This is a genomic window from Chitinophaga sp. (assembly GCF_017745275.1).
GTDB lineage: Bacteria > Bacteroidota > Bacteroidia > Chitinophagales > Chitinophagaceae > Chitinophaga.
The window spans coordinates 681,823-705,158 of the sequence record NZ_JAGHZS010000007.1 but is presented as its reverse complement, the minus strand read 5'-3'; the positions used below and the strand labels follow the sequence as shown (position 1 = coordinate 705,158).

At 45.8% G+C, this 23,336-nt stretch carries 18 protein-coding genes; 9 read left to right on the top strand and 9 right to left on the bottom strand.

Translation table 11 applies throughout. The annotated features are described in order from the left end of the window. From J7623_RS22430 to J7623_RS22410, 5 genes are all read right to left on the bottom strand, one after another. A partial coding sequence (locus J7623_RS22430; protein ID WP_291924589.1) for an MBG domain-containing protein occupies positions 1-7,876 on the bottom strand: 7,876 nt, incomplete at its 3' end. Positions 7,877-7,964: 88 nt separating this feature from the next. Continuing rightward, complete coding sequence (locus J7623_RS22425) at positions 7,965-9,104, bottom strand: ABC transporter substrate-binding protein (RefSeq protein ID WP_291924587.1); 1,140 nt, start codon at positions 9,102-9,104, stop codon at positions 7,965-7,967. Positions 9,105-9,123: 19 nt separating this feature from the next. Continuing rightward, the gene (locus J7623_RS22420) at positions 9,124-9,690 is read right to left on the bottom strand and encodes a tail fiber protein (protein WP_291924585.1); all 567 of its coding nucleotides are present in this window, start codon (positions 9,688-9,690) and stop codon (positions 9,124-9,126) included. 18 nt (positions 9,691-9,708) lie between these two features. Next, positions 9,709-10,269, bottom strand: coding sequence for a tail fiber protein (locus J7623_RS22415; RefSeq protein ID WP_291924583.1), 561 nt, complete (start codon positions 10,267-10,269; stop codon positions 9,709-9,711). A 9-nt stretch (positions 10,270-10,278) separates the two neighbouring features. Further along, on the bottom strand, positions 10,279-10,839 hold the full coding sequence (locus J7623_RS22410; protein WP_291924581.1) for a tail fiber protein: 561 nt from the start codon (positions 10,837-10,839) through the stop codon (positions 10,279-10,281). Between the two features lie 167 nt (positions 10,840-11,006). Here J7623_RS22410 and J7623_RS22405 point away from each other — a divergent pair, with 167 nt between their 5' ends. The 6 genes from J7623_RS22405 to J7623_RS22380 all read left to right on the top strand — a co-directional run bounded on the left by J7623_RS22405 (position 11,007) and on the right by J7623_RS22380 (position 17,746). Then, positions 11,007-11,846 (top strand): hypothetical protein, encoded by an 840-nt coding sequence (locus J7623_RS22405; protein ID WP_291924580.1) that lies wholly within the window; start codon positions 11,007-11,009, stop codon positions 11,844-11,846. A gap of 162 nt (positions 11,847-12,008) precedes the next feature. Beyond that, a complete protein-coding gene (locus tag J7623_RS22400) occupies positions 12,009-12,671 on the top strand; it encodes a porin family protein (RefSeq protein WP_291924578.1) in 663 nt (220 codons plus the stop codon). A gap of 150 nt (positions 12,672-12,821) precedes the next feature. Continuing rightward, positions 12,822-14,309: an alpha-L-fucosidase gene (locus J7623_RS22395; protein ID WP_291924576.1), complete on the top strand. Its 1,488-nt coding sequence runs from the start codon at positions 12,822-12,824 to the stop codon at positions 14,307-14,309. 123 nt (positions 14,310-14,432) lie between these two features. Continuing rightward, entirely contained in the window at positions 14,433-15,392 is a 960-nt protein-coding gene (locus J7623_RS22390; RefSeq protein ID WP_291924574.1) for a peptidoglycan DD-metalloendopeptidase family protein, read from the top strand. Between the two features lie 154 nt (positions 15,393-15,546). Beyond that, positions 15,547-16,776 (top strand): MFS transporter, encoded by a 1,230-nt coding sequence (locus tag J7623_RS22385; RefSeq protein WP_291924573.1) that lies wholly within the window; start codon positions 15,547-15,549, stop codon positions 16,774-16,776. A gap of 136 nt (positions 16,777-16,912) precedes the next feature. After that, positions 16,913-17,746, top strand: coding sequence for an alpha/beta hydrolase (locus tag J7623_RS22380; protein WP_291924571.1), 834 nt, complete (start codon positions 16,913-16,915; stop codon positions 17,744-17,746). A gap of 71 nt (positions 17,747-17,817) precedes the next feature. Here J7623_RS22380 and J7623_RS22375 read toward each other — a convergent pair whose 3' ends face one another. Genes J7623_RS22375 through J7623_RS22360 form a run of 4 tightly spaced genes read right to left on the bottom strand, consistent with a single transcriptional unit; the run spans position 17,818 to position 19,597 of the window. After that, entirely contained in the window at positions 17,818-18,399 is a 582-nt protein-coding gene (locus J7623_RS22375) for a DUF1801 domain-containing protein (protein WP_291924570.1), read from the bottom strand. After that, positions 18,396-18,794, bottom strand: coding sequence for a DoxX family protein (locus tag J7623_RS22370; protein WP_291924568.1), 399 nt, complete (start codon positions 18,792-18,794; stop codon positions 18,396-18,398). Before J7623_RS22370 ends, J7623_RS22375 begins: the two co-directional genes overlap by 4 nt. A gap of 6 nt (positions 18,795-18,800) precedes the next feature. Next, the gene (locus J7623_RS22365) at positions 18,801-19,265 is read right to left on the bottom strand and encodes an SRPBCC domain-containing protein (protein ID WP_291924566.1); all 465 of its coding nucleotides are present in this window, start codon (positions 19,263-19,265) and stop codon (positions 18,801-18,803) included. A gap of 2 nt (positions 19,266-19,267) precedes the next feature. Next, on the bottom strand, positions 19,268-19,597 hold the full coding sequence (locus J7623_RS22360; RefSeq protein ID WP_291924564.1) for a metalloregulator ArsR/SmtB family transcription factor: 330 nt from the start codon (positions 19,595-19,597) through the stop codon (positions 19,268-19,270). Positions 19,598-19,851: 254 nt separating this feature from the next. Between J7623_RS22360 and J7623_RS22355 the strand changes: the two genes are divergently transcribed. The 3 genes from J7623_RS22355 (at position 19,852) to J7623_RS22345 (ending at position 23,296) form a co-directional block, all read left to right on the top strand. Next, positions 19,852-20,202 carry a hypothetical protein gene (locus tag J7623_RS22355; RefSeq protein WP_291924563.1) on the top strand — a complete coding sequence of 117 codons (351 nt, stop codon included), beginning with the start codon at positions 19,852-19,854 and terminating at the stop codon, positions 20,200-20,202. A 170-nt stretch (positions 20,203-20,372) separates the two neighbouring features. Then, positions 20,373-22,076, top strand: coding sequence for a GMC family oxidoreductase (locus J7623_RS22350; RefSeq protein ID WP_291924561.1), 1,704 nt, complete (start codon positions 20,373-20,375; stop codon positions 22,074-22,076). 149 nt (positions 22,077-22,225) lie between these two features. Then, a complete protein-coding gene (locus J7623_RS22345; protein WP_291924560.1) occupies positions 22,226-23,296 on the top strand; it encodes a Gfo/Idh/MocA family oxidoreductase in 1,071 nt (356 codons plus the stop codon). The last annotated feature ends 40 nt before the right edge of the window (positions 23,297-23,336 follow it).

The following is a 23,336-nucleotide window of genomic DNA, read 5'->3' as shown; positions in this document are numbered from 1 at the left end:
GTAATCCGCTGGTGCTGGTAGCATTGAGTGTAAACGCTGCCGCACCGTATGTTTTACCCGTAATAGCCGGGAAGGTGATGGTTTGAGCCGTTTGGTTAGCCTGTCCAATCGTTAAGGTACCATTTACCAGTGTGAACTGGTAGTTAGTAGCGCTCAACGAGCCAATAGCTACTGTGATCGGATAAGTGCCTGGCGTGCTGTTGGTAGTAGCGGTAGTGCTAAGTGCAGCCGTACCAGTTACCACGCTGTTATTTTCCCCATTTACAAATCCGGTGATATTATAAGTAAACGCCGGGTTAGGCTGTTGATATACTTTGGAAGCATTCACCGCAGTTACCGTCAGCGTTGCTTTGCCTACGGTGAAGCTTTGTGTTACCTGCGTAGCCGGTAAGTAAGTAGCATTACCTGCCTGGTTAGCCGCGATGGTCACATTGCCAGCACCGGTGATGGTAACGGTGTTACCACTGATGGTAGCTGGTCCGCTTACGATGTTGTAAGTCACCGGTAATCCGCTGGTGCTGGTAGCGTTGAGTGTAAACGCAGCTGCACCGTATGTTTTACCCGTAATAGCCGGGAAGGTGATGGTTTGTGTAGTTGGAGTAACTGTTAAAGTGCCATTCGCCGTTGTGAACTGATAATTAGGGGCGCTTAATGATCCCGCAGCTACAGTAATTGGATAAGTACCAGGTACACTGCTGTTGTCCGCAGTTGTGCTGAAGGTAGGTACACCAGTTACCACGTTGCTGTTATCGCCATTTACAAAGCCAGTGACAGTATAAGTAAATGTCGGGTTAGCAGTACCTGTTACTTTCTGTTTATCATCTGCTTTCACTGTTAATGTAGCTGGTGATACAGTGAAGGATTGTGTTTGCCTTGTAGCACCCTGGTAGTTGCCATTTCCAGCCTGATCGGCTGCAATGGTTACATTGCCAGCACCGGTGATGGTAACGTTATTACCATTGATGGTAGCCGGCCCGCTGAGTACACTATATGTAACAGGTAAGCCTGCACTGCTGGTGGCGTTTAAGCTAAATGCGGCATCTCCGTATGTTTTAGCCGGAATCGGCGTAAAGGAAATGCTCTGTCCGGCCGCTGTTACGGTGAGTGAATTATTCTGGAAGCTGAAGTTGTATTTGCTGGAACTTAATGTACCCTGAGTGATGGTAATCGGATAACTACCCGGAAGGCTATTAATATCAGCCGTAGTAGCAGTTTGAGCGATACCTGTTACAGCGCTGGCGTTATCATTATTTACAAAACCGGCAAAGGTATAGTCCAGTGTTGGATTAGCTTGCTGATATGCTTTGGTTTTGCTGTTCGCTTTTACGGTGAGCAGGGCTTTAGCAACGCTGAATGATTGGTATGCCGAATTTGCAGGTGCATAGTTACCATCACCAGGTTGGATGGCCGTCAATGTCACGTTTCCTGCATCAAGAATGGTAACCGTATTACCATTTACGATGGCTTGACCGTTGAGTACATTGAAGCTCACTGGTAAACCGGCATCGCTGGTGGCAGTAATGGTAAATGGTGCGTCACCATATGTTTTATTTGGAATAGGATCAAAAGTGATCGTTTGTATTGCAGTATTCACATACAGGGTACCGCTTTGGAAACTGAAGGTATAGTTAGGCGACGCAAGTCCACCAAGACTTACGTTAATCGGATAAGTGCCTGTCGGACTGTTGATGTCTGCAGTGGTGCTGATGTCCGGGATACCTGTTACCACGCTTTTGGTATCACCATTTTTGAAACCGCTGATTTGGTAATCCAGTGTCGGATTCGGCTGTTTGTAATTTTTTGACTGGTCAACTGCCCGCACAGTGAGTGTGGCAGGAGCAACAGTAAAGGATTGAGTTTGTTGGGTGGCTGCGCCGTAGTTAGTGTTGCCTGCCTGGTCAGCGGCAATAACCACAGTACCGGCACCGGTAATGATAATAGTATTATCAGCGTTGGTGGCCGGACCACTGACTACACTGTAAGTAATAGGTAAGCCTGCGCTGCTGCTGGCGCTTACCGTAAATGGTGCATCTCCGTAAGTTTTACCCGCAATCGGGGTAAAGGTGATGGTTTGAGCAGCCGGTGTTACTGTCAGATAATCATTCACAAAATCAAAATCATAATTGACAGCGGTTAAATTGCCTGATCCAACAGTAATAGGATATTGTCCTCCGGGGCTGTTAACATCTGCAGTAGTGCTGATTGCCGCTATTCCTGAAACAACACTGCTGTTTTCGTTGTATACATAGCCTGTAATGCTATAATCCAATGTTGGATTAGGTTGTAAGTAAACCTTGGTTTTTGGCTTAGCCGTTACCGTGAGTTTCGCTTTGGCGATGTTGAAGGTTTGTGTGGTTTGAGTAGCTGAATAATCGTTGCTACCTGCCTGGTTAGCGGCGATAGTTACATCTCCGCTACCCGTAATGGTCACGGTATTGCCGCTCACAGTTGCAGACCCGCTCACTATACTGAAAGTTACCGGTAAACCTGCATCGCTGGTAGCGTTAACGGTAAATGGTGCATCACCATATGTTTTACCGGAGATAGCGCTAAAGTCGATAGTTTGTGCAGCTGCAGTTACCTCCAGGCTGTCATTCACAAAAGCAAAGGTATAGTTAGGGGCAGATAATCCGCCTTGTGTTACTTCGATCAGGTATTTGCCTGCAGCACTGTTCACATCAGCAGTGGTGGTAATGGTGGCATTGCCGCTTACGATACTGCTGTTTTCATTCTTTACAAAACCTGTGATCGTATAATCCAGTGTTGGATTCGGTTGTTTGTATACTTTGGTTTTTGGATTAGCCGTTACCGTGAGTGTTGCAGCATTTACAGTAAAGGACTGTGTTTGCTGTGTGGCACCCTGGTAATTACTATTGCCCGCCTGATCAGCAGCAATGGTAACGTTGCCGGTACCCGTAATGGTTACGGTATTGCCATTGATGGTAGCGGGACCGCTTACTACGCTGTAGGTAACCGGCAGGCTGGCATCGCTGCTGGCGTTTACAGTAAAGTCGGCATCACCATATGTTTTATTGCTGATAGGAGCAAAGGTGATGGTTTGTGTGGCCGGCGTTACTTCCAGTGAATCATTTACAAACTGGAAGCTGTAGTTCGTAGCCGTTAAGCCGCCTTGTGCTACGGTGATGAGGTATTTATTTACCGGGCTGTTTACATCTGCTGCGGTACTGATGTTTGCAATGCCGGAAACAACGCTGCTGTTTTCACCATATACATAACCACTGATCTGGTAGTCCAGTGTTGGATTAGGTTGTTTGTATGCTTTGGTTTTCGGATTAGCTGTTACTGTGAGTATCGCTTTGGCGATATTGAATGATTGGGTAGTTTGTGCGGCTGCATAATTACCGTTGCCCGCCTGGTTGGCAGCAATAGTTACCTGACCGGTACCGGTGATGGTGACGGTATTACCGCTCACAGTTGCAGGTCCGCTTACTACGCTGAAAGTAACCGGTAAGCTGATATCACTGCTGGCATTAAGCGTGAATGACGGATCACCATAAGTTTTATCAGGGATAGGACTAAAGGTGATAGTTTGTGTAGCCGGAGTTACTTCCAGGCTGTCATTAACAAAACTAAAGGTATAGTTGTTGGCAGTCAATCCACCCACTGCTACATTGATAGGGTATTTGCCCACGATGCTGTTAACATCAGCAGTGGTGGTGATATCAGCTGTGCCGTGTATCACATTGTTATCTTCATTGTATACAAAACCTGTAAACGTATAATCCAGTGTAGGATTAGGTTGCAGGTAGACTTTTGTTTTTGGATTAGCCGTCACCGTGAGGTTGGCTTTGTTTACTGTAAAGGATTGTGTCGCTTGTCCGGCAGAAGAGTAGTTATGGTTACCATCCGCGTTGGCAGCGAGCAGAATAGAGCCGGTACCAAATATAGTAACTGTGTCACCGCTGATACTGGCTGGTCCCGTGAGTACACTGAAAGAAACCGGTAAATTGGCATTAGTGATGGCGTTTAATTTAAACGGTGCATCACCGTATGTTTTATTAGCAATAGGATCAAAGGTGATCGTTTGCGTGGCTGGCATTACTTCCAGTGAATCATCTACAAATTTAAGGTTGTAGTTGGAGCTGGTAAGAACCAGGGTGCCTTGTGTTACGTGGATGACATATTTGCCGGCGTCACTGTTATTATCCGCAGGGGTGCTTACATTGGCAATGCCGGAGGTTACCTCGTAATCTTTCTCTCCATATACCATTCCTGAGATATAATACCGTAATGTCGGATTCGGTTGTAAATAGAACCTGGAATCAGGTGCTGCAATAACGGACAGTTCTGCTTTGGCAATGTTGAACGACTGTCTCGCTTCAGTTGCAGCATGGTTACCATCACCTGCCTGATAAGCCGCAATGGTGACGCTGTCGGTACCTGTAATGGTGACGTTGCTGCCATCCCAGGTGGCGTTGCCGCGGATTACTGCGAAGGTAACCGGTAAGCCCGTACTGCTGCTGGCGCTGAGTGTAAATGGTGCATCGCCATAAGTTTTATCAGCGATAGGGGAGAAGGTGATGGTTTGTGTAGCCGGAGTCACTTCCAGGCTGTCGTTCACGAAAATGAAAGTATAATTTGCTGCAGTTAATCCGCCCCGTGTTACATTAATGAGATATTTACCTGCATTGCTGTTAATATCGGCGGTGGTATTGATGTTGGCGTTGCCACTTATTACGCTGTTATCTTCATTATTTACAAACCCGGTAATGGTATAATCCAGTGTTGGATTTGGCTGCCCGTAAACTTTTGTTTTCGGTGTAGCCGTTACCGTGAGTATCGCTGAATCTATTGTAAAAGATTGTGTTTGTTGTGTAGCTGCCAGGTAATTGCTGTTACCTGGCTGGTTGGCAGCAATTGTCACATTACCAACACCGGTAATGGTAACAGTATTACCGGCAATGGTAGCGGGCCCGCTAACCACGCTGTAAGTAACCGGCAGGTTGGCATCGCTGGTGGCATTTACGGTAAACGCTGCATCACCGTATGTTTTATTGGCAATCGGGTCAAACGTAATTGTTTGACTGGCCGGTATTACAGTGAGAGAATCATTTACAAAGCTGAAATTATAATTAGTAGCTGTTAATCCGCCCTGGGTTACTGAAATGAGATATTTACCTACAGCGCTGTTGGCATCTGCAGTAGTACTGATATCCGGGATTCCACTGAACGCGCCACTGTTTTGTCCATATACATAACCTGTAACCGTATAATCCAGTGTTGGATTCGGCTGTTTATAGGCTTTCGTTTTTGCATTAGCCGTTACCGTGAGGGTTTTAGGCGCTATATAGAAAGTTTGCGACACCGGTGTGGCGGCAAGCACGTTGCCATCCCCTCCCTGGTAAGCGGTGATTGTCACACTATCAATTCCCTGAATAGTGACGGTATTGCCAAGTATAGTCGCATTCCCGCTGGTTACATTGAAGATGATTGGTAAACCTTCACTGCTGGTGGCATTGATGGTAAATGGTGCATCTCCGTATGTTTTGGCAGGGATAGGCGGGAAGGTGATTGTTTGCGATCCCTTTACAATAGTAAGCGTGCCTGCCTGGGTATTCAGGTGATAGTTAGGCGCTGTGATGCCGCTCACGTCTGGTTGTATCTGGTAAGTACCTGTTCCGCTGTTGACATCTCCGCCAAAGGTAGCTTTTAAGCGTCCTGTAATGACCTGTGTAGAGTCTTCACCATTCACAAAGCCGGTAATGGTAAAGCTGGTGTCGCTATTCGGCGTATGATATGCACGTGTAACATCATTAGCTTTGATAAGCAGATCTTTGGGCTTAACGGTCAAATTCTGCATTTGTGCCGTGGCCGGCAGATAAGCATTCGTGGCCGGCGCATTGGCTGTAATGGTAGTGGTACCTACCTTTTTTATATGAATTTTACCGGCTACGGTATCCGCCACTGTTATATCAGACGAGGAGTAAACGATGGCTGTATCTCCGGTAGTAGTTGCTCCCGGATTAAAATCGGCATCGCCATAGGTCACCGGCGGTATTATAGGGAAAGTGATGGTTTGGGCAATGGCCTGGTATTCGTATGCCCCCAGGTCAATGACTGTATTATTGATACGGGTTTTGCCGGCTAAGTCCAGCGAACCCGCTTGCGGGTTTAACGGGCCAACATTAGTCTGTGGATCGCCATGATTGATGGCGAAATTATTTTTTGTCAATTGCAGATTACCAGCAGCGGCATCTACAAACTCCACAGCCGGTATCGTCTGTGGAGTGAGAACGGAGGTACTATAGTAGCTGGTTCCGACAATAGAATACCTAAGAAAACCTCCTGCACCGCCACCATAATTATAGTCGGGGATGCTTGAAGGGAGGTTGCCATAGAGGATACAGTTATTCCCCCCTATACTACCACTATTAATATATACTGCGGTGGAAGTGCTACTACTTCCAATTAGGGTATTACCTGTTATCGTAACATTGGTCAGCCTCAAATTAGCTAAATTGGTTCCATAGATACCTGCTGCTGAACCTGATTGGTTTCCAAAAATAGTACTGTTGATAACATATACAGACCCATTATTGATACCAATAGCACCACCTCCGGAAATGGCGGAATTGCCGCTGAATTGTGTATTGTAGATTCTTATAAATGCACTATTAACGTCTAAACCACCACCCCGGCCACTGGATTGTCCTGCTGTTATAATTACACCATCCAGTGTATCGTTGCCTACGTTGGTAGCAGTAACTACATGTAAGCTGTTAGTACCGTTAATACCGGAGATATTCAGCAGAACGCTATCAGCGTCATCTCTTCCCAGGTCGCCACTTAGTACTACCCGGTTGGCAGGAATATTCCGGTTAGCAATGGAGGTTTCAAAAGGTTGCCCCTGAAATCCGCCATAGATAGCAATATTAGAAGGCATCACAAAGCTCGCATTGGGGTCTGAGCTGGCAGACGGCGTGTAGGTACCTGCTGCTACCCAGATTTGTTTGATTCCATTGAGTGGATCTGCAGCAGCGGCCAATGCATCTCTTAACTCTGGCAGTGGAGAAGTCCAGCTGCTACCGTCACCCTGCACATTCTTTTTAACATATACAACACCCGCCGTGCTTGGATTTACGATGGTCAAATTACAGGGAGTAGGACTATTCAGGTCAAAGCCCGCGGGTACCGGGAAAGATAAGGTGTTATCCTGGTTCCACTTGGATGGATCATTAATTAAGGCGGTTAATCTTGCACGGGTACCTGCTGTTCCTGATAAACAGTTATACCTGGCGTTAACGGCAGGTATGCTGGGAAACGTTCCTGTACCGGGCTGCATAGATTGGGAAGAAGTAAAGTCGCAGTCATTTAAAGTAGCATCCCAGGTGGTGCGGTTGATGTTAATACCGGCAATGACCGTTGGATTGCTGATGTTAGCAATGGCGCCTGAGATAGCAAAGAGCTGATCACCTGCTTCTCCAATATTGATATAAACATTGGGATCACTGGCAGTAGCTGTTTTATGGCTAATTGTTCCTAATGAAGCAACCGGATTGTATTTACAGGAAATTACTACTTGCTGGCCGGCACGGATTTTACTCCCGGTCGTGTTTCTCCATTCAATCACACCATCTGTTTGCGAGCCGTTGCCAGCACCGCAGGACAGCGATTGAAAATGGTTGGCTGCTGTCCAGCCCAGATCTGTAAAAGTGATGTAGTCACCAATAGGGCAATCCTTGAGCAGCACAAAGGAGAACTTATCGTTCTGTGTGAGCCCATTGGTATTGTCGTCATAGGAGTTAAAACCGGTAAATAAGATGTCGCCTGGTCCCAGTGACTGTGCTTTGGTATAGTGTGCTAAGCCAGTCAATAAGAGCAGCATGATTAAAGTCCTGCGTAAAGGGAGCTTCATATAAGGGGATTATCTTGGGATAAATAAAAATATAAATAACACCCTGTTTCCAGGATGAAAAATGATTCAGTCAATTCTCTGATCTGTTCTAAGCACAGAGATAAGTATTAATCCAACCGGTGGCGACGCCTCTTTTCTCGTTTACAATTTCCTGCCATAGGGGGGCGGTATTATCAATTCCACCAATTACTTCCATCTCAAAGTCTTCATTGGTTTGCACCAGCCAGGCCGGCGTTATCATGTAGTTGGTAGTAGTATCCATCTGTAAGGCACCTCTGGGGCTATCCAGGGTGATATGCTGCAGGGCAGCCAGTATTTCTCTCGCACGAAAACGATGTATATCTCCGGTATTATAAATGTGTTCGAGGATCATCCCGGTATCCCAGCCATGCATGCCGGGTAAATTCACTTCTCTGCCGGTATAATGTGTAAACTGTTCTTTTAACAACAGATTTGCCTTATTGTTGAGGGTAGATACCCAGGGCACATAGCCTGTGATACGAAAAGGTAATTTTAATGAACCGTGTACGCTGGTAATTGTTTCATCCAGCAGCATAGGACTACCGAATATCTGCAGTGGCTGTGAAATATTCGCCTGTTGTAATTGTTGCAGAAAGCAATGCGCCAGTTCACCATTGTAAATAGCCAGCAAGGTTTGTACATCCGGCCGGGTATTTAAAAACTGGTGCAGTGGTGTTGAATTAAAATCACGAACCGTATACTGGCTCACGAAATTATATTCCACCTGGCCGCCAAGGTTTTCGAATGGCTGTACCATCGAATGACAAACAGCATAGCCACCATCATAAAAAGAGGTGCATACTGCTGCTGATGTGGCATGTTTGGCTGCATACGCGCTGGTTAATCTGCATTGAATCACATTGTTCAAGGTATGTGATAATACCACCGGATGCGGCTCCCATTCATGCTGATATTTAGCGCCATTATTTACTACCAGTACAAGCCGGTTTAAAGGTTTGGCGAGATTGGCAATTTTGCTCACTGTTATTTGATCGGCATACACTATCAGTACCTGTACCTGTTGTTCCAGCAACAGCTTTTCGGCCTGCTCCACCAGCAAGTCTTCATCGGTACCGTATCCAATATTGGCGGTGATGAATTCAACGTTGATATTCCTGTATTGCAAATACGCCTGCATGCCTTGCAGGAAGTCGTGTTGCAGTAAAGGATGAAAGGTAGATTTTGGTAATAGTACTCCTGTTTTCATATTTATTTACCCTCCATTATTAGGTTTGTGAAGGGAAAACACCATACAGTGAAATGATAAAGTTGATAACCAGGTAAGGCTGCATATTATATTTAGGTAAGCTTCCACCGGCGCCTTGCACAGTCATCATGGTAGTGGCAGTCGTCTCCACTACTGTTAATGGCGCCAGTCTATGGATAGGGGTAGTAGCAAGGTCTTTCACAGTACTATATACCTTGTTACCACTGGTAATAGCTGGATAGTTACCTTTTGCCGGCAGTTGTGTACCTGGATTAGCGCCCATTACCGGAATAAATACATCTCCTTCTATATTGTGCCTGTGTGGAGGGAGCTGGTTGGCCTGAATCGTTACTTCTTCCAAGCCCCCTGCTGCTGCAAAGGCATATCCATTCCCGAAGTGAAGAGGTACTCTGCCCTGTAAATCGGGCAGGGCAAATGTGGTTTGACCATCTCCTCCAAACTTGTCGCCGATCAGAGCAAAAAGTGTGTCATTCTCTGAGATAGGTAGTATTTGTCCCTGACAAAAAGCCCACCCGGCTGGTGGAAAATCTCCTGCAAATATTCTTATTTCACCTATAAATGGCATGAAGGGGTATTTTAGTGGTTATGTTCTGGGAGGAAATATTCCATATAAACAGATCAGGAAAGTAATAGGAACTGTCGATTGCATATTCGTGAACGATTGCGTTTGATATCCTGATTGAGCTGCCTTCAAGACAGGCTTTATATCCGGTAGCATACCAACATTAGCAGTTTTCAAGGCATAGAGCGGGGTAGTAGCGGCTACGCCCGGATAATGTCCGACAGGATTATGCGTATCATTAGCCACTCCAACAGGAAAGGCTAAATCTCTCTTATTAATAATATGGGAATGAGCCGGCATTTCTCCAATGGTCAACGTTACATCCGTTACACCAGCTGTTTCTCCGAGGTCTCTAGAGGTAAGACCTTGCCCTTGTCCGACGCCTATAGGAACCTTTGCCTGTAAATCAGGCAGCCCAAAGGTAGATTTTCCATCTCCTCCATATGTAGATCCCAATATGGAAAATAAGGCCGTATTACTTGATATCGGAAGTAATTGTCCGCTGCAAAAGGCGAAGTTTTGAGGTGCAAAGTTACCTCCAAACATAATAATTTCACCGACAAATGGATCTCCTGTAGACATTAGGTATAGTTAAGATTGTGAAGGGAATACACCTTGTAATGCAATGATGTAGTTCAGGCCCAGGTAAGGCATCATATTGTTGATCGGTGAATTCGAACCGGTTATTTCTGTTTTCAGCACACCGTTGCCTGGATCCGTTACTAATTCAGATACCGGCACTTTAGACATTTGGTCGTCTGCCTTACTGCTATATCGGGGACTACCACCTGCTGCATCGGCGGGCAATGCATCCAGAGGCGATAATTCAGTAGCTGTTGCACCTACCGGTTGTTGCAACGTAGCCACTACATTGTGGCTGTGGTCAGGCATATTAGCGGGACTGAGCGTGACGGTATTTGTCCCGATATTTTGGCCCTGTATATAGCCGCCTCCCCAATGCATGGGAACACCCCCCTTTAAATTGGGGAGCGCGAAATTGGTTTGACCATTGCCTCCATACATGGTACCCAATAGCGAAAACAACGCCTGATTCTGATTGATTGGTAATAACTGTCCGTTACACTGCGCATAACCTTTTGGGGCAAAATCAAAAGCGACAATTGAAATTTGAGCAAGGAATGGATCTGCCATGACAAATTTTTATCTGGTGTAGTTAGGGATAATAAATGATTCTGTGTTCAAGGAAATTTCGTCAAAAATAAAAATTATTTCTATCTTGACAACAAATTTCAATCAGCAAAACAAAAAAGCGTAGAAATACGCAAGGCAGCAATACATTTTTCTATACCCCCTATAATATGACTACATCACGCCGCTCATTTCTCTGTAATGCCTCACTGGCAACAGGTTTGTTGTTATTACAAAAGCCGTTCAAATCTCTCGGAGCCATTACTGATAATACTACCTATCTATCTGGTAACAACCGGGAATGCATGATCTGGTACACCAATGATATGCATGGACAAGTATCTTGTTTACTACCTGCACAACGGGAAGGCCTGCTCCTGGATGCTGGTGATTTCACCGATCACGCGCATAGCCTGGACATGTCGTTAAACATGATTCACGCGATGAACAAAGCCGGCTATCATGCTGCTACGATTGGTAACCGGGAACTCGCCAATGGTCAGGCTGCGTTAGCCTCTTTGCTGCCTCATATGCAGTTTGTACTGGTGAATTGCAACTATCGTTTTACAGATCCCGTACTTCGTCGCGGGGTACTTCCTTATAAAATAGTGTACGCCGGATCTATCAAAATTGGTATCACCGGCGTAGGCCCGCAACTAGCCTCCAATACCGGTGTTGCCTGTTTACCTCCGGTAGCTGCTGCCAATGCAATTGCCGCCAGTCTTAAAAAAGATCATGGTTGCCAGGTGGTCATCTGTTTGTCGCATCTCGGTGATCAACAACTTCCCGGTAACAAGCAAATGGCGACTGATAGCACACATATTGATTTTGTAATAGGTGGTCATCAGCAACAACTACAAAAAATGATGATCTACCGGAATCAATTAAACAATGAAGTTTACTTTAGCCAGGCCGGATGGGATGGTATGATGGTAGGTCATATGAAGATGTTGTTCAATGAAGACCGTCAGGGCTGCGGTATACGCCCGGGACATATCATGAAAGCCTAAGATTTTTTCGATATGTGGGCTATATTTTCATGTGATGAAATATAGCCCGCTTTTTATGCCATACTCATGGCTGTTTTTCATTGTCTCAATAGAAATCCCTTTTTTCTCTCTGCTAAGAAATATGTCTGTCTTACCTTTAGGTAGATACAATTTGTCTATCTGATGAAAAAATACCTTCTATTATTTATTGCAGCACTGGTCCATGGATTATATGCATTGGCACAGCAGCAAGTAACTTTTGGCCTGAAAGCCGGATTTAGTATTGCCAATTTTTTATTAAAAGACGAGGGCATCACTAAAAAAAGGACAGATACCAAAATATGTCCTGCATTTCAGGCTGGCGTGATTGCAGATATTCCATTGGCTGAACAACTGTCATTACAACCCGGGTTGTTTTTTAGCCAGAAAGGTGCCGTCATAAATGATATTGACAACGGCCTTAGCAATCAGAAGGTCAAATCAAAAGTTCGTTTAAATTACCTTGAATTTCCTGTAAACTTCATTTATAGGTATCAGGCAGGCAATGGAAAGTTATTTGTAGGGCTGGGCGCCTATGTTGCTTATGGTTTGAGCGGGACCATGAAAGTCAGCACAGACACGGGTAGTATTCCCGTTAAATTTAGAGATATGCCAAACTGGACAATCAACGCGCTATTCGTAAAGCCTTTCGATGCGGGTGCCAATTTTATGATTGGATATGAGCTGAAGAAAGGCTTGTTGTTCAATATTAACTATAGCCTCGGTCTCGTGAATACAGATTCTTATCTGGAGGAAACACAAAAGCAACGCTACATAAGCGTGTGCATTGGTTATCTGTTTAAATAATAGTATCTCATTGATATTTTAACAAAAAGCCGGTACTTATCCAGTGCCGGCTTTTTGTTAAAATAAGTCCAGTAAAAGTCACTTATGTTTCAGAACAGTTGCCACGCTTCTCTTACTTTTATTTTTTCGATTTTGTAAAGTAAGATAATCATGAGAACCGTGTTACTCGCAACCCTGCTGGCATGCCTGTATAACTTCAGCCAGGCACAGGTACTGCAACCATCTGCTAAGCCCAATGCTGCACAGCAACGCATGATTCAACGGGGCTACGGTATGTTCATCCATTTTGGCATCAATACCTTTGCAGACGTAGAATGGTCAGATGGTACACTCCCTGTGGAGACCTATCATCCTACACAACTGGATCCCGATCAATGGGTACGTACCGCCAGAGACGCCGGGTTCCGGTATGTATTGCTGATCACCAAACACCACGATGGCTTCTGTTTATGGGACAGTAAATATACGACGTATGATGTAGCTACATCCCCCGTGAAAACCGACGTGGTAAAGGCTGTATCTGATGCCTGTAAAAAGTATGGACTACAGTTTGCGATCTACTATTCTTTATGGGACCGGCATGAACCATCTTACAAAGATCCCGATAAACAAAAATATGTTGACTATATGCTGCATCAGTTAACAGAACTGTTTACCAGCTATGGCAACATCTGCGAACTGTGGCTGGACGGGGGCTGGGACCGCAAGCCAGGTGAATGGGGCATTGACCAGGTATACCAGTTGGTGAAGAAATTTAATCCCAATTGCGCTGTCAGTGTAAACCACACCATCGTAAATGAAGAAGGCAAACGGCAGGCTACTATACCCGGTGAAATGACGGAGGATAATAAATACTTCTTCCAATATTTCCCTTCAGATTTTCGTTTATGGGATCCGCAAATGATCACCCGCTTTGATAAAAAGCAGTACCTGCACAATGGAAAATCTTACTACCTTCCTTTTGAACACACCATTTGCATCAGCGATCGCTGGAACTGGTTTGAAAAATCAGCGCAGTTGCCGGTACGTGAGCTGGATGAACTCGAAGAACTGTTTTACTGGAGCACAGATAATAACAATTGCCTCGTTGTAAATATTCCACCTGATCAAACCGGACGAATCAGGGAGTATACCGCCTTGCAGGCTATCAGCCTGGGAAAACGACTGGGATTGGCCTTGAATAAACCGTTGCCTAAAAATGGCCGTTTTATTTCTTCTCACAAACCAGCTACTGCTACCAGTGTTTATGCCGATCCTAAAAATCAATATGCCGCCGGAGCGGTGAACGATGGAAGCCTGAGCAGTCGCTGGGCAGCCGCAGATAAAGATACTGTTGCTACATTGGAAATGGAATTGTCGCCTGCAGATGCATTCAATAAGATCAGCATCTTTGAATATAAAGATGCCAAAACACTGCCAGATGGTTTCTCCCAGATCAGGGAGCCTCGTATCCGGGAATATGCAGTAGACATACTGACCAACGGCGTTTGGGAAACTATTTTCATGGAAGCAAAACCAATGGGCGATTGTAAAGTGATCCGCTTGCCACGTAGTTATCATGCCTCCAGGCTGCGGTTCCGCGTAATTAAAGCTACTGCGCCGCCATCTATCTATGAAATCAATGTAATAGATAAGTAGGCAAAAAGAAGTTCAACATAGAAAAAGCCCATCAAATGGGCTTTTTCTATGCGTCTAACCCAAAAAAAGTGATAGTTGTAAGTTTATGGATACTTTGTGCAACGAATAGGATAAATCTTTACCATGAACTTACGTGTTGCCCTTATAATAGTTTGGTCGCTTTCTTTTCGTATAGCCGTTGCCCAAACAGAAACGCCTGCCAGTAAATCCGCTATCGCCAGCTTTCAGCAATACTACAACGCAGGCGCATACGACAGCATTTTCGCCCGCTTTTCTGAAGCCACCAAAACCGCGCTGCCACTGGATAAAACCACTGCATTCCTGAGTCACCTCAATAAACAGTTTGGAACTATCAGGAACACCGCGTTTATGTCTTACAAAAACGGGTTTGCCGTGTATAAAGCAGCCTTAGAAAAAGGTACCATTTTACTACAACTGGCCACCGATCAAAATGATGCGATTACTGGCTTGTTTGCCCAACCATATGCACCGGATACCCTGCGGAATAAAACCCCCATGCACCTGCCTTTTAAAGGCGAATGGACCGTGTTTTGGGGCGGTGATACCCAGGAACAGAATTATCACGTGGTGGTGCCGTTTCAGAAAAACGCCTTTGATATCGTCATTAATAACAAAGAAGGTCGCAGTTATAAAACCGATGGCAAAACCAACGATGACTATTACGCATTTGGTCAGCCCATACTGGCGCCCTGTGATGGCGAAATTGTAATGGCTGTAGATGGTGTGAAAGACAATGTGCCCGGCGTTATGAATGCCCTCTATATTCCCGGCAATGCGATACTGCTGAAAACAAAAGATGAAGAATATATCCTCCTCGCGCATTTTAAACGAAACAGTGTAAAAGTGAAGCAGGGGGATGTGGTGAAACAGGGACAACTGCTCGGCCTTTGCGGTAATTCAGGTAATTCATCTGAACCACACCTGCACTTCCATATACAACATGTCGAAGACTTCAGTCACGCAACTGGCATAAAGTGTTACTTCGAAAAGCTCACCGTTAATGGTGTCTTAAAAAATGATTATTCGCCGGTGAAAGGGGATAGGATTATGGGAGATGAGTAACGCCGCGGGCAAGCTGTGCTAAAAAAATCCGGCCATGGTAGCTTTACTGTTAAAAGCCATCATGGCCGGTTTACGTAAAGGCAACAAAAAAGGCGGTGGCGCTTAAATGATTAAGTCCTAATTTTGCCGGGAACGAATCAATAGCTACTTAAAAATGACTACCAGCACAATTACGACCCGGCCCATCAAAGAAGGAAATATCTGGATCGCTACTTTACTCGCCTTTGCGATGATACCTATGTCAGGTCTTGCTACCGACATCTACATACCTTCTTTACCCGGAATGGCCGCCGATCTGGGCGTTACGGGCAGCCAGGCCCAGTTGACCCTGAGCCTGTTCCTGATCAGCTACGGTGTTTCCCAGTTGTTTGTGGGCAGTATCCTGGATAGTTATGGCAGATACCGCCTTGCTATGTGGTCCATGTTGATTTTTTGTATTTCCTGTGTGGTGATTGCCAATACGCATAGCATCTATGTGATCTATGCCATGCGGATCATCAATGGTATTACTGTTGCTACCATGGTAGTGGCGAAGCGGGCGCTGTTTGTGGACTTATATTCCGGAGATAAATTAAAAAGTTATCTCAGCATTTTTACAATTATCTGGTCTACAGGCCCTATAGTAGCACCTTTCATTGGTGGTTACCTGGAAGTGAGCTTTGGATGGAGTGCTAACTTTTATTTCCTCGGTGGTTTCGCCGCTATTTTATTTATACTGGAACTTATTTACAGCGGGGAAACGATTAAGCATAGCACTGCTTTTCACCCGGGAAAAATCCTGTCCATTTATGTGAATATGCTGCGCACCCGGAGCTTTACATTGGGCATTTCTATGTTGGGACTGGCTTACTCCATGGTGATGGTGTATAATATGTCGGGGCCGTTTATCATCGAGCATTACTTTAATTTTTCACCGGTGGTAACGGGCTATTGCTCGTTGGTATTGGGATTTGCCTGGATGGTAGGTGGTTTTCTGGGAAAGTCGCTGATTAATAAACCCCTGCTTGGAAAAATGAGTGTGAATGTGGCCCTGCAGCTATTGTGTGCGTTGGGGCTGGCCGTTGCTTTTTATATATTCCGGGAGATATGGACCGTATTGTTGTTTGCCTTCCTCGTGCATGTGTGCGCGGGTTTTACTTACAATAACTATTTTACTTTCTGCCTGCAGCGCTTTCCCAAAAATGCGGGTATTGCCGGCGGATTAACCGGTGGTTTGGTGTATGTGATGGTTTCTATATTGAGTTCCCTGCTGCTGTACCTGTTGCCCGCAAAAGATGGGATGAACCTGGCCTTTAGCTATACCACCCTGATCCTGGTCAGTGGGGTAGTGATGTACCGGGTATTTGTGCTGAGCAAAAAAGAAGGGCCGGAAATGGCAGGATAAACGGGATCGCATATACGTTGTGGCCATATTTTCAGATCCCGGAAAAGGGTTGTCGTAATCCCCCCGCAAATTGGCGTTTTGACAACCCTTCCGCCTCGAAATTCCGGAGTAAGTTTGTGGCTCAAACAACGAATTTATGAAGTACAGATTAATTTTATTGCTATGTGCTATCCTATGTACCTCACAACTGGTAACTGCGCAACAGAAAGGGCACTATGCTGCAATCAATGGCCTGCAACTATATTACGAAATCCATGGCAGCGGTAGCCCGCTGGTATTGATTCATGGAGGAGGGTCAACTATTGAATCCAGCTTTGGACGTGTTTTACCGGAGCTGGCTAAAACGCACCAGGTAATAGCGGTGGAAATGCAGGCGCATGGCCATACCCGTGACATCGATCGCGAAATGACTTTTGAACAGGATGCCGATGATATTGCAGCCTTGCTGCAGCAACTTCACATTGCCAAAGCCGATATTCTTGGATTCAGTAATGGCGGCACTACGTCGTTACAGGTGGCCATTCGTCATCCGGAAGTGGTGAATAAACTGATCCTCTGCTCTACACTGTATAGCCGTGCCGGCACACCTCCCGGCTTCTTCGATGGATTCGCCCATGCTACACTGGACGTAATGCCGAAAGAATTAAAGACAGCCTATCTCAAAACCAATCCCGATCCTAAAGGATTACAGGCAATGTTCAACCGGGACGTTGCCAGGATGAAAGCCTTTAAAGATATCCCGGAAGCAGCTATTAAAGCGATACAGGCGCCGGCACTGGTGATAAATGGCGCGGCGGAACTGATATTACCCGAGCATGCGCTCGCGTTGTCCCGTACGTTATCACACGGACAGTTGGCTATTTTCCCAGGCGGTCATGGGGAGTATATGGGAGAAGCAGGTGCGCCGGATAAGAGTAGTAAAGAACCGGAAGCATTTCTGATCGTCGTGAATGAATTTTTGGGTAAGTAAGCGCAAGTGGTTTTTCACGCAAAGCAGCAAAGAGGCAAAGCTATTTTAATCTTTGCTGCTTTGCGTAAAAATCATTCGTCATCTAATCCTTTTCCGGCAAGGATGTGATCTATATATTTCTCCACCCTGGATTCACGGGTTTTGGCTTGTTTGGCGCCACCAAAAAAGAGGAGATAGCCTCTTTGTCTGCCGGGTGTTAATGCTTCAAAAGCCTTTTTCAGCTTAGGCATTTTATCCAGTTTGATTTGGAACTCTTCCGGCATGTGGAACTCCGCTACTTTTTTATACTTCACGGTCAGGCCGGCTTTTTCTACTTCTATGGCTTCATAGATATAAGCTTTAATTACGGCCTGCATAGCGGTTATTTCCTTTGCACTGGTAAACCGTATTTGCCGCGTTGCCTGCGTGTTTTCGGATTGTTGTACCAGTATCCCTTCCGGGTCATGGAGCAGTGCACCTTTGAAAAACAAGATGGCACAGTATTCTTTGAACACGTGTATTAACACGATGTTATTGTTGTTATACGTGTAACAGGGAGAGCCCCATTTTACTTCTTCGGTGAGTCCGCAGTCCAGCACAATGCTTCTGAGCTGAATGGTAGCCTTCTCCCATTGTCCGGCTTTGTCGAAATAAAAATCTGCTTTTGGATTCATACGATGGAATTATTAAAGTGAGCAATGGAAAGTTTTCTGTCGGCCGGGCGGAAGTACCAGGAGGTCACCGTCAGCAGCACTAACAGGATGGAGGGAAACATATCTTTGAAGGCGTCGTGCGATATCACATGCGATGCCAGTGCACCGGAGGTCACAAAGAAGAAACCGGCGTATGCCCATTCTTTCAGCAATGGAAATTTAGGCAGGAGGATGGTAATGATGCCGAGTAATTTCCAAGTACCCAATATCTTTAAAAAATAAAGGGGGTAACCCAGGTGGGTGATGAAATCATTTTCCGCTTTTAAACCCAGCAGTTGTACGATTGCGCTGGAGCCCATTCCCAGTGAAAGCCAAAGGGTAGCAATCCAGTAAATAATTTTGTTTCTCTTTGTCATAACGAATTACTTTAGTTTGTTAACAGTTTCCTGGAGTCGGTTATGTGCCATGTTTATGCCTTTGGTCATGCCCATTTTCAGCATCAGGTCCCGGTGGTCGTTGGATTTATAGATGATGTGCATCGTGAGTTTGCTGGTGTCTGCGCTGAGAGATTCAAACTGAAGGAATTCCAGTTGCACTGAAAATGGACTGTTGGCCATTTCAAATGTCCGCGTGATGCTTTCGTTCTGGCGGAATTCGTGGATGGTGCCGCTCATTCCAAACGTGTTTCCTTTAGGATCCGTGGTTTCAAAAGAAAAACCACCATACTTTTTATTTTCCAGTTTCAATACTTTGGTACCCATCCATTGTTCTACTATCGCAGGTTCTTCATAGGCTTTAAAAAGGAGTTCTACCGGCAATTCAAATTCACGGGTAATCGTGAGATCCTGTTGCCCGTCTGCGGCGTCTATTTTCGTTTTCAGTTCCATGGTCAATCTTTTTTCTTTGCCTGGTAGGTTTTCATAATTGTTTCCAGTGCATTAAATCTGTCATCCCACAATTTGCGGAATGGTTCTATAAAATCGGCGACTTCTCTCATTTTTTTTGCGTTGATATGGTAATGAATTTCCCGACCGGTTTGTTTTTGCTCCAGCAGCTCACACTCAGTGAGGATCTGGAGGTGTTTGGAAACGGTGGGCCTGGCGGTGTTGAAATTAGCCGCAATAGCGCCTGCCGTCATAGCCTGTGAAGCCACCAACAGGAGTATCGCCCGCCTGGTGGGGTCTGCGATGGCCTGAAATACGTCTCTTCTTAAATTCATTATGTAGCTATTTGACTACACAAATATATGTGTAGTTATTTGACTACGCAAATTTTTTTTTTGAGCAGAAAGCAGAAAGCATAAAGCTATTGAAGCGAATGATATGAGCGAGTATTTGATTACTTATTTGCGCTTTTCATTCGCTTCAATAGCTTTATGCTTTATGCTTTCTGCTTTCTGCTCAAAAAGATGTGTGTAGCGGGCTATTGAGCCAGTATCTGCGAAGCAGGCGCGCGGCAGTATTTATTTTCGTTATGCTGACCCTGGCCACAGTGGTCGTCTACCTTACTCTTGCCGGCGCCGGTACCTTTGTTTTTTATGGCATACGCCTGTTGCTGGGATTCGCCATCGGCTACTGGGCGTTATTTGTAACCATTGCGGCAGAACAATTCGGTACCAATATGCGTGCTACGGTGGCTACCACTGTACCTAACTTTGTGCGGGGCAGTGTAAATATATTTACGCCATTATTCCTGTTGCTAAAGGTACATACCAGCATCGCCATGGCTGCGGGCATTATTGCATTGGGAACTATTATACCGGCACTGCTGGCATTGTGGCGCATGGAGGAAACGTTTTCGAAAGATCTGAATTATATGGAGTAAGCAGTAATTACGGAGGAGTGAGGTGTGACGAAGAAATAGAAATGCACCTCGTCAAATCCGCTGCAACACTGAATTAGCGTAAAAATAACACGTTTCCGTTCATACCAAATAACTGCTCACTTCTCCATTATTTTATTATTTTCCAGCCTGACCAATATTTTTTTCGGTGTATGGCTAACTTAAACCTTAAAGCAAAAGGGTTAAATACATTTGATGCAATTGTAGTAGGCTCCGGCATTTCAGGCGGCTGGGCGGCAAAAGAATTATGTGAAAAAGGCCTGAAAGTATTGTTGCTGGAACGTGGCCGGCAACTGGAGCATGTGAAAGATTATACCACCGCTTTGAAAGCTCCCTGGGAAGTAACACACCGCGGATCCACCACCATAGCGCAATCCAAAGAACATCCTTACCTGGTCCGGGACCGGGTGTATACAGAGTTTAACGAAAGCTACTGGGCTAAAGACACGGAAAGTCCGTATACCGAAAAGAAACGTTTCGACTGGATGCGGGCGGATATTGTGGGTGGACGCTCTATCATGTGGGGCCGCGGTTCCCTGCGTCTCAGCGACCTCGACTTTGAAGCCAATATCAAGCAAGGTATAGGAATTGACTGGCCCATCCGGTATAAAGACCTCGCACCCTGGTATGATCATGTGGAAGCATTTGCCGGCATCAGCGGACAGAAAGAAGGGCTGGATCATTTACCAGACGGCGTTTTTCAACCACCCATGGAGATGAATTGTTTTGAGAAGCAATCCAAGCAACGCATCGAGGCCGCATTTCCCGGCAGAAAAATGACCATCTTCCGCACTGCTAATCTTACACAACCTATCGGCGACAGAGGCAAATGTCAATACCGGGATCGTTGCGCCCGCGGATGCCCTTTCGGCGCTTACTTCAGCTCACAGTCGTCTACACTGCCGGCTGCCGCCAAAACAGGTAATCTCACGTTGGTATCAGATGCTATTGTGAACAGTATCATTTACGACGAAAGTAAAAATAAAGCGACCGGCGTGCGGGTCATCGATAAACATACCAAAGAGATGCAGGAGTTTTACGCGAATATTATTTTCCTGAATGCGTCTACACTCGGCAGCACTTTTGTGCTGATGAATTCTGTGTCTAACCGTTTCCCGCAAGGTATCGGCAACGATCACGGTGTACTGGGTCATTACCTCATGGATCACCATTTTCATGTAGGTGCCAGCGGAACTTCCGATGAGTTTAAAGATAAATATTACTACGGCCAGCGGCCTGCAGGCTTCTATATTCCCCGCTTCAGGAATGTGAATACCGACGATAAACGCGGCTACATCCGTGGCTTCGGTTATACCGGCTACAGCAGCCGTTCCGGTTGGGCCAGGGGTATTGCAGAACTGGGAATCGGCAATGCTTTCAAAGATTATTTATCGGAACCCGGACCCTGGCAAATGGGCCTGATGGGCTTTGGAGAATGCCTGCCTTATGAAGATAACCAGGTAATACTGGACCACAGCACGAAAGATGCCTGGGGCCAACCTGTACTCCAGTTCAATTGTGAATTTAAAGATAACGAAAAGCAAATGCGGAAAGACATGGCCGCAGATGCAGCAGCCATGCTGGAAGCAGCCGGGCTAAAAGACATACAGACATTTGACCGCGATTCCTACCCGGGTATGGCCATCCACGAAATGGGAACCGCCCGCATGGGAAGAGATCCGCGTACCTCCGTACTCAATGAATGGAACCAGGTGCATACCGTAAAAAATATATTCGTTACCGACGGTGCCTGCATGACATCTTCCGCCTGCCAGAATCCTTCACTGACCTATATGGCCATTACAGCGAGGGCAGCGGATTACGCCGTAAAAGCGCTGAAGCGACAGGATTTATAACAGGCAGAAAGCTGAAAGCATAAAGCAGAAAGCTATTGTAGCGGATGATGAACCTGAATATCCGCTAATGTCATCCGCTGCAATAGCTTTCTGCTTTATGCTTTCAGCTTTCTGCTCAAACAACAAAACACAATAATATGTCTGGATCAATGAAACCTATTCGGGTATTAGTAGTAGGGTGTGGTAATATGGGCGCTTCTCACGCCACTGCTTATCATACGCTGGATGGATTTGATATCTGCGGTATAGTATCTACCGGCAATAGTAAGCAGGTATTAAACGACAAACTGGGTGGCGGTTATCCTTTGTACAGTGATTACGAAACGGCGTTGACGGCCACACAACCGGATGCTGTATGCATTTCCACCTATCCGGATACACATGAAAGCTTCGCGATCATGGCGCTGGAAAAGGGTTGTCATGTATTTATCGAGAAACCATTGGCCGACTCAGTAGCAGGAGCGGAGCGGGTAGCCGCCGCTGCGCGCAAAGCCGGTAAAAAGCTGGTGGTAGGATATATATTGCGCCATCATCCTTCCTGGCAGCGGTTTGTGGAGCTCGCACAACAACTGGGCAAGCCGCTGGTGATGCGCATGAACCTCAACCAGCAAAGCCAGGGCAGCAAGTGGACGGTACACCGCAACCTGCTGCAAAGCCTGAGCCCTATTGTGGATTGCGGTGTGCATTATATTGATGTGATGTGCCAGATGACCCGCTCTAAACCCATACAGGTATACGCTATCGGCGCCCGTCTTTCTGACGACGTACCGGCAGATAATTATAACTACGGTCAGTTGCAAATACGTTTTGAAGATGGCTCAGTGGGTTGGTATGAAGCCGGCTGGGGCCCCATGATGAGCGAAACCGCCTTTTTTGTAAAAGATGTTATCGGGCCGGAAGGCTCCGTTTCTATCGTTGCCAAAGATGCAGGCGCCACCGGTAACTCTGATAACGTAGACGCACATACGAAAACTGAGTCACTCCGTTTTCATCACGCAGCATTGGATGCCAACGGCAAGTTTGCGAAAGAAGATACCTGGATTACCATGGAAGGAGAACCGGATCACCAGGGCTTATGTGACCGGGAACAACTGTATTTCCTAAATGCTATCCGCGAAAATATAGACCTGACTGATCACGTTGAAGACGCCCTGAACAGCCTGCGCATCGCCTTTGCCTGCGACGAATCGGTGCGCACGGGGAAGGTGGTAAGCCTATAGTAGCTTCTAGCCATTAGCTTTTAGCTTTTAGCAAATGCAG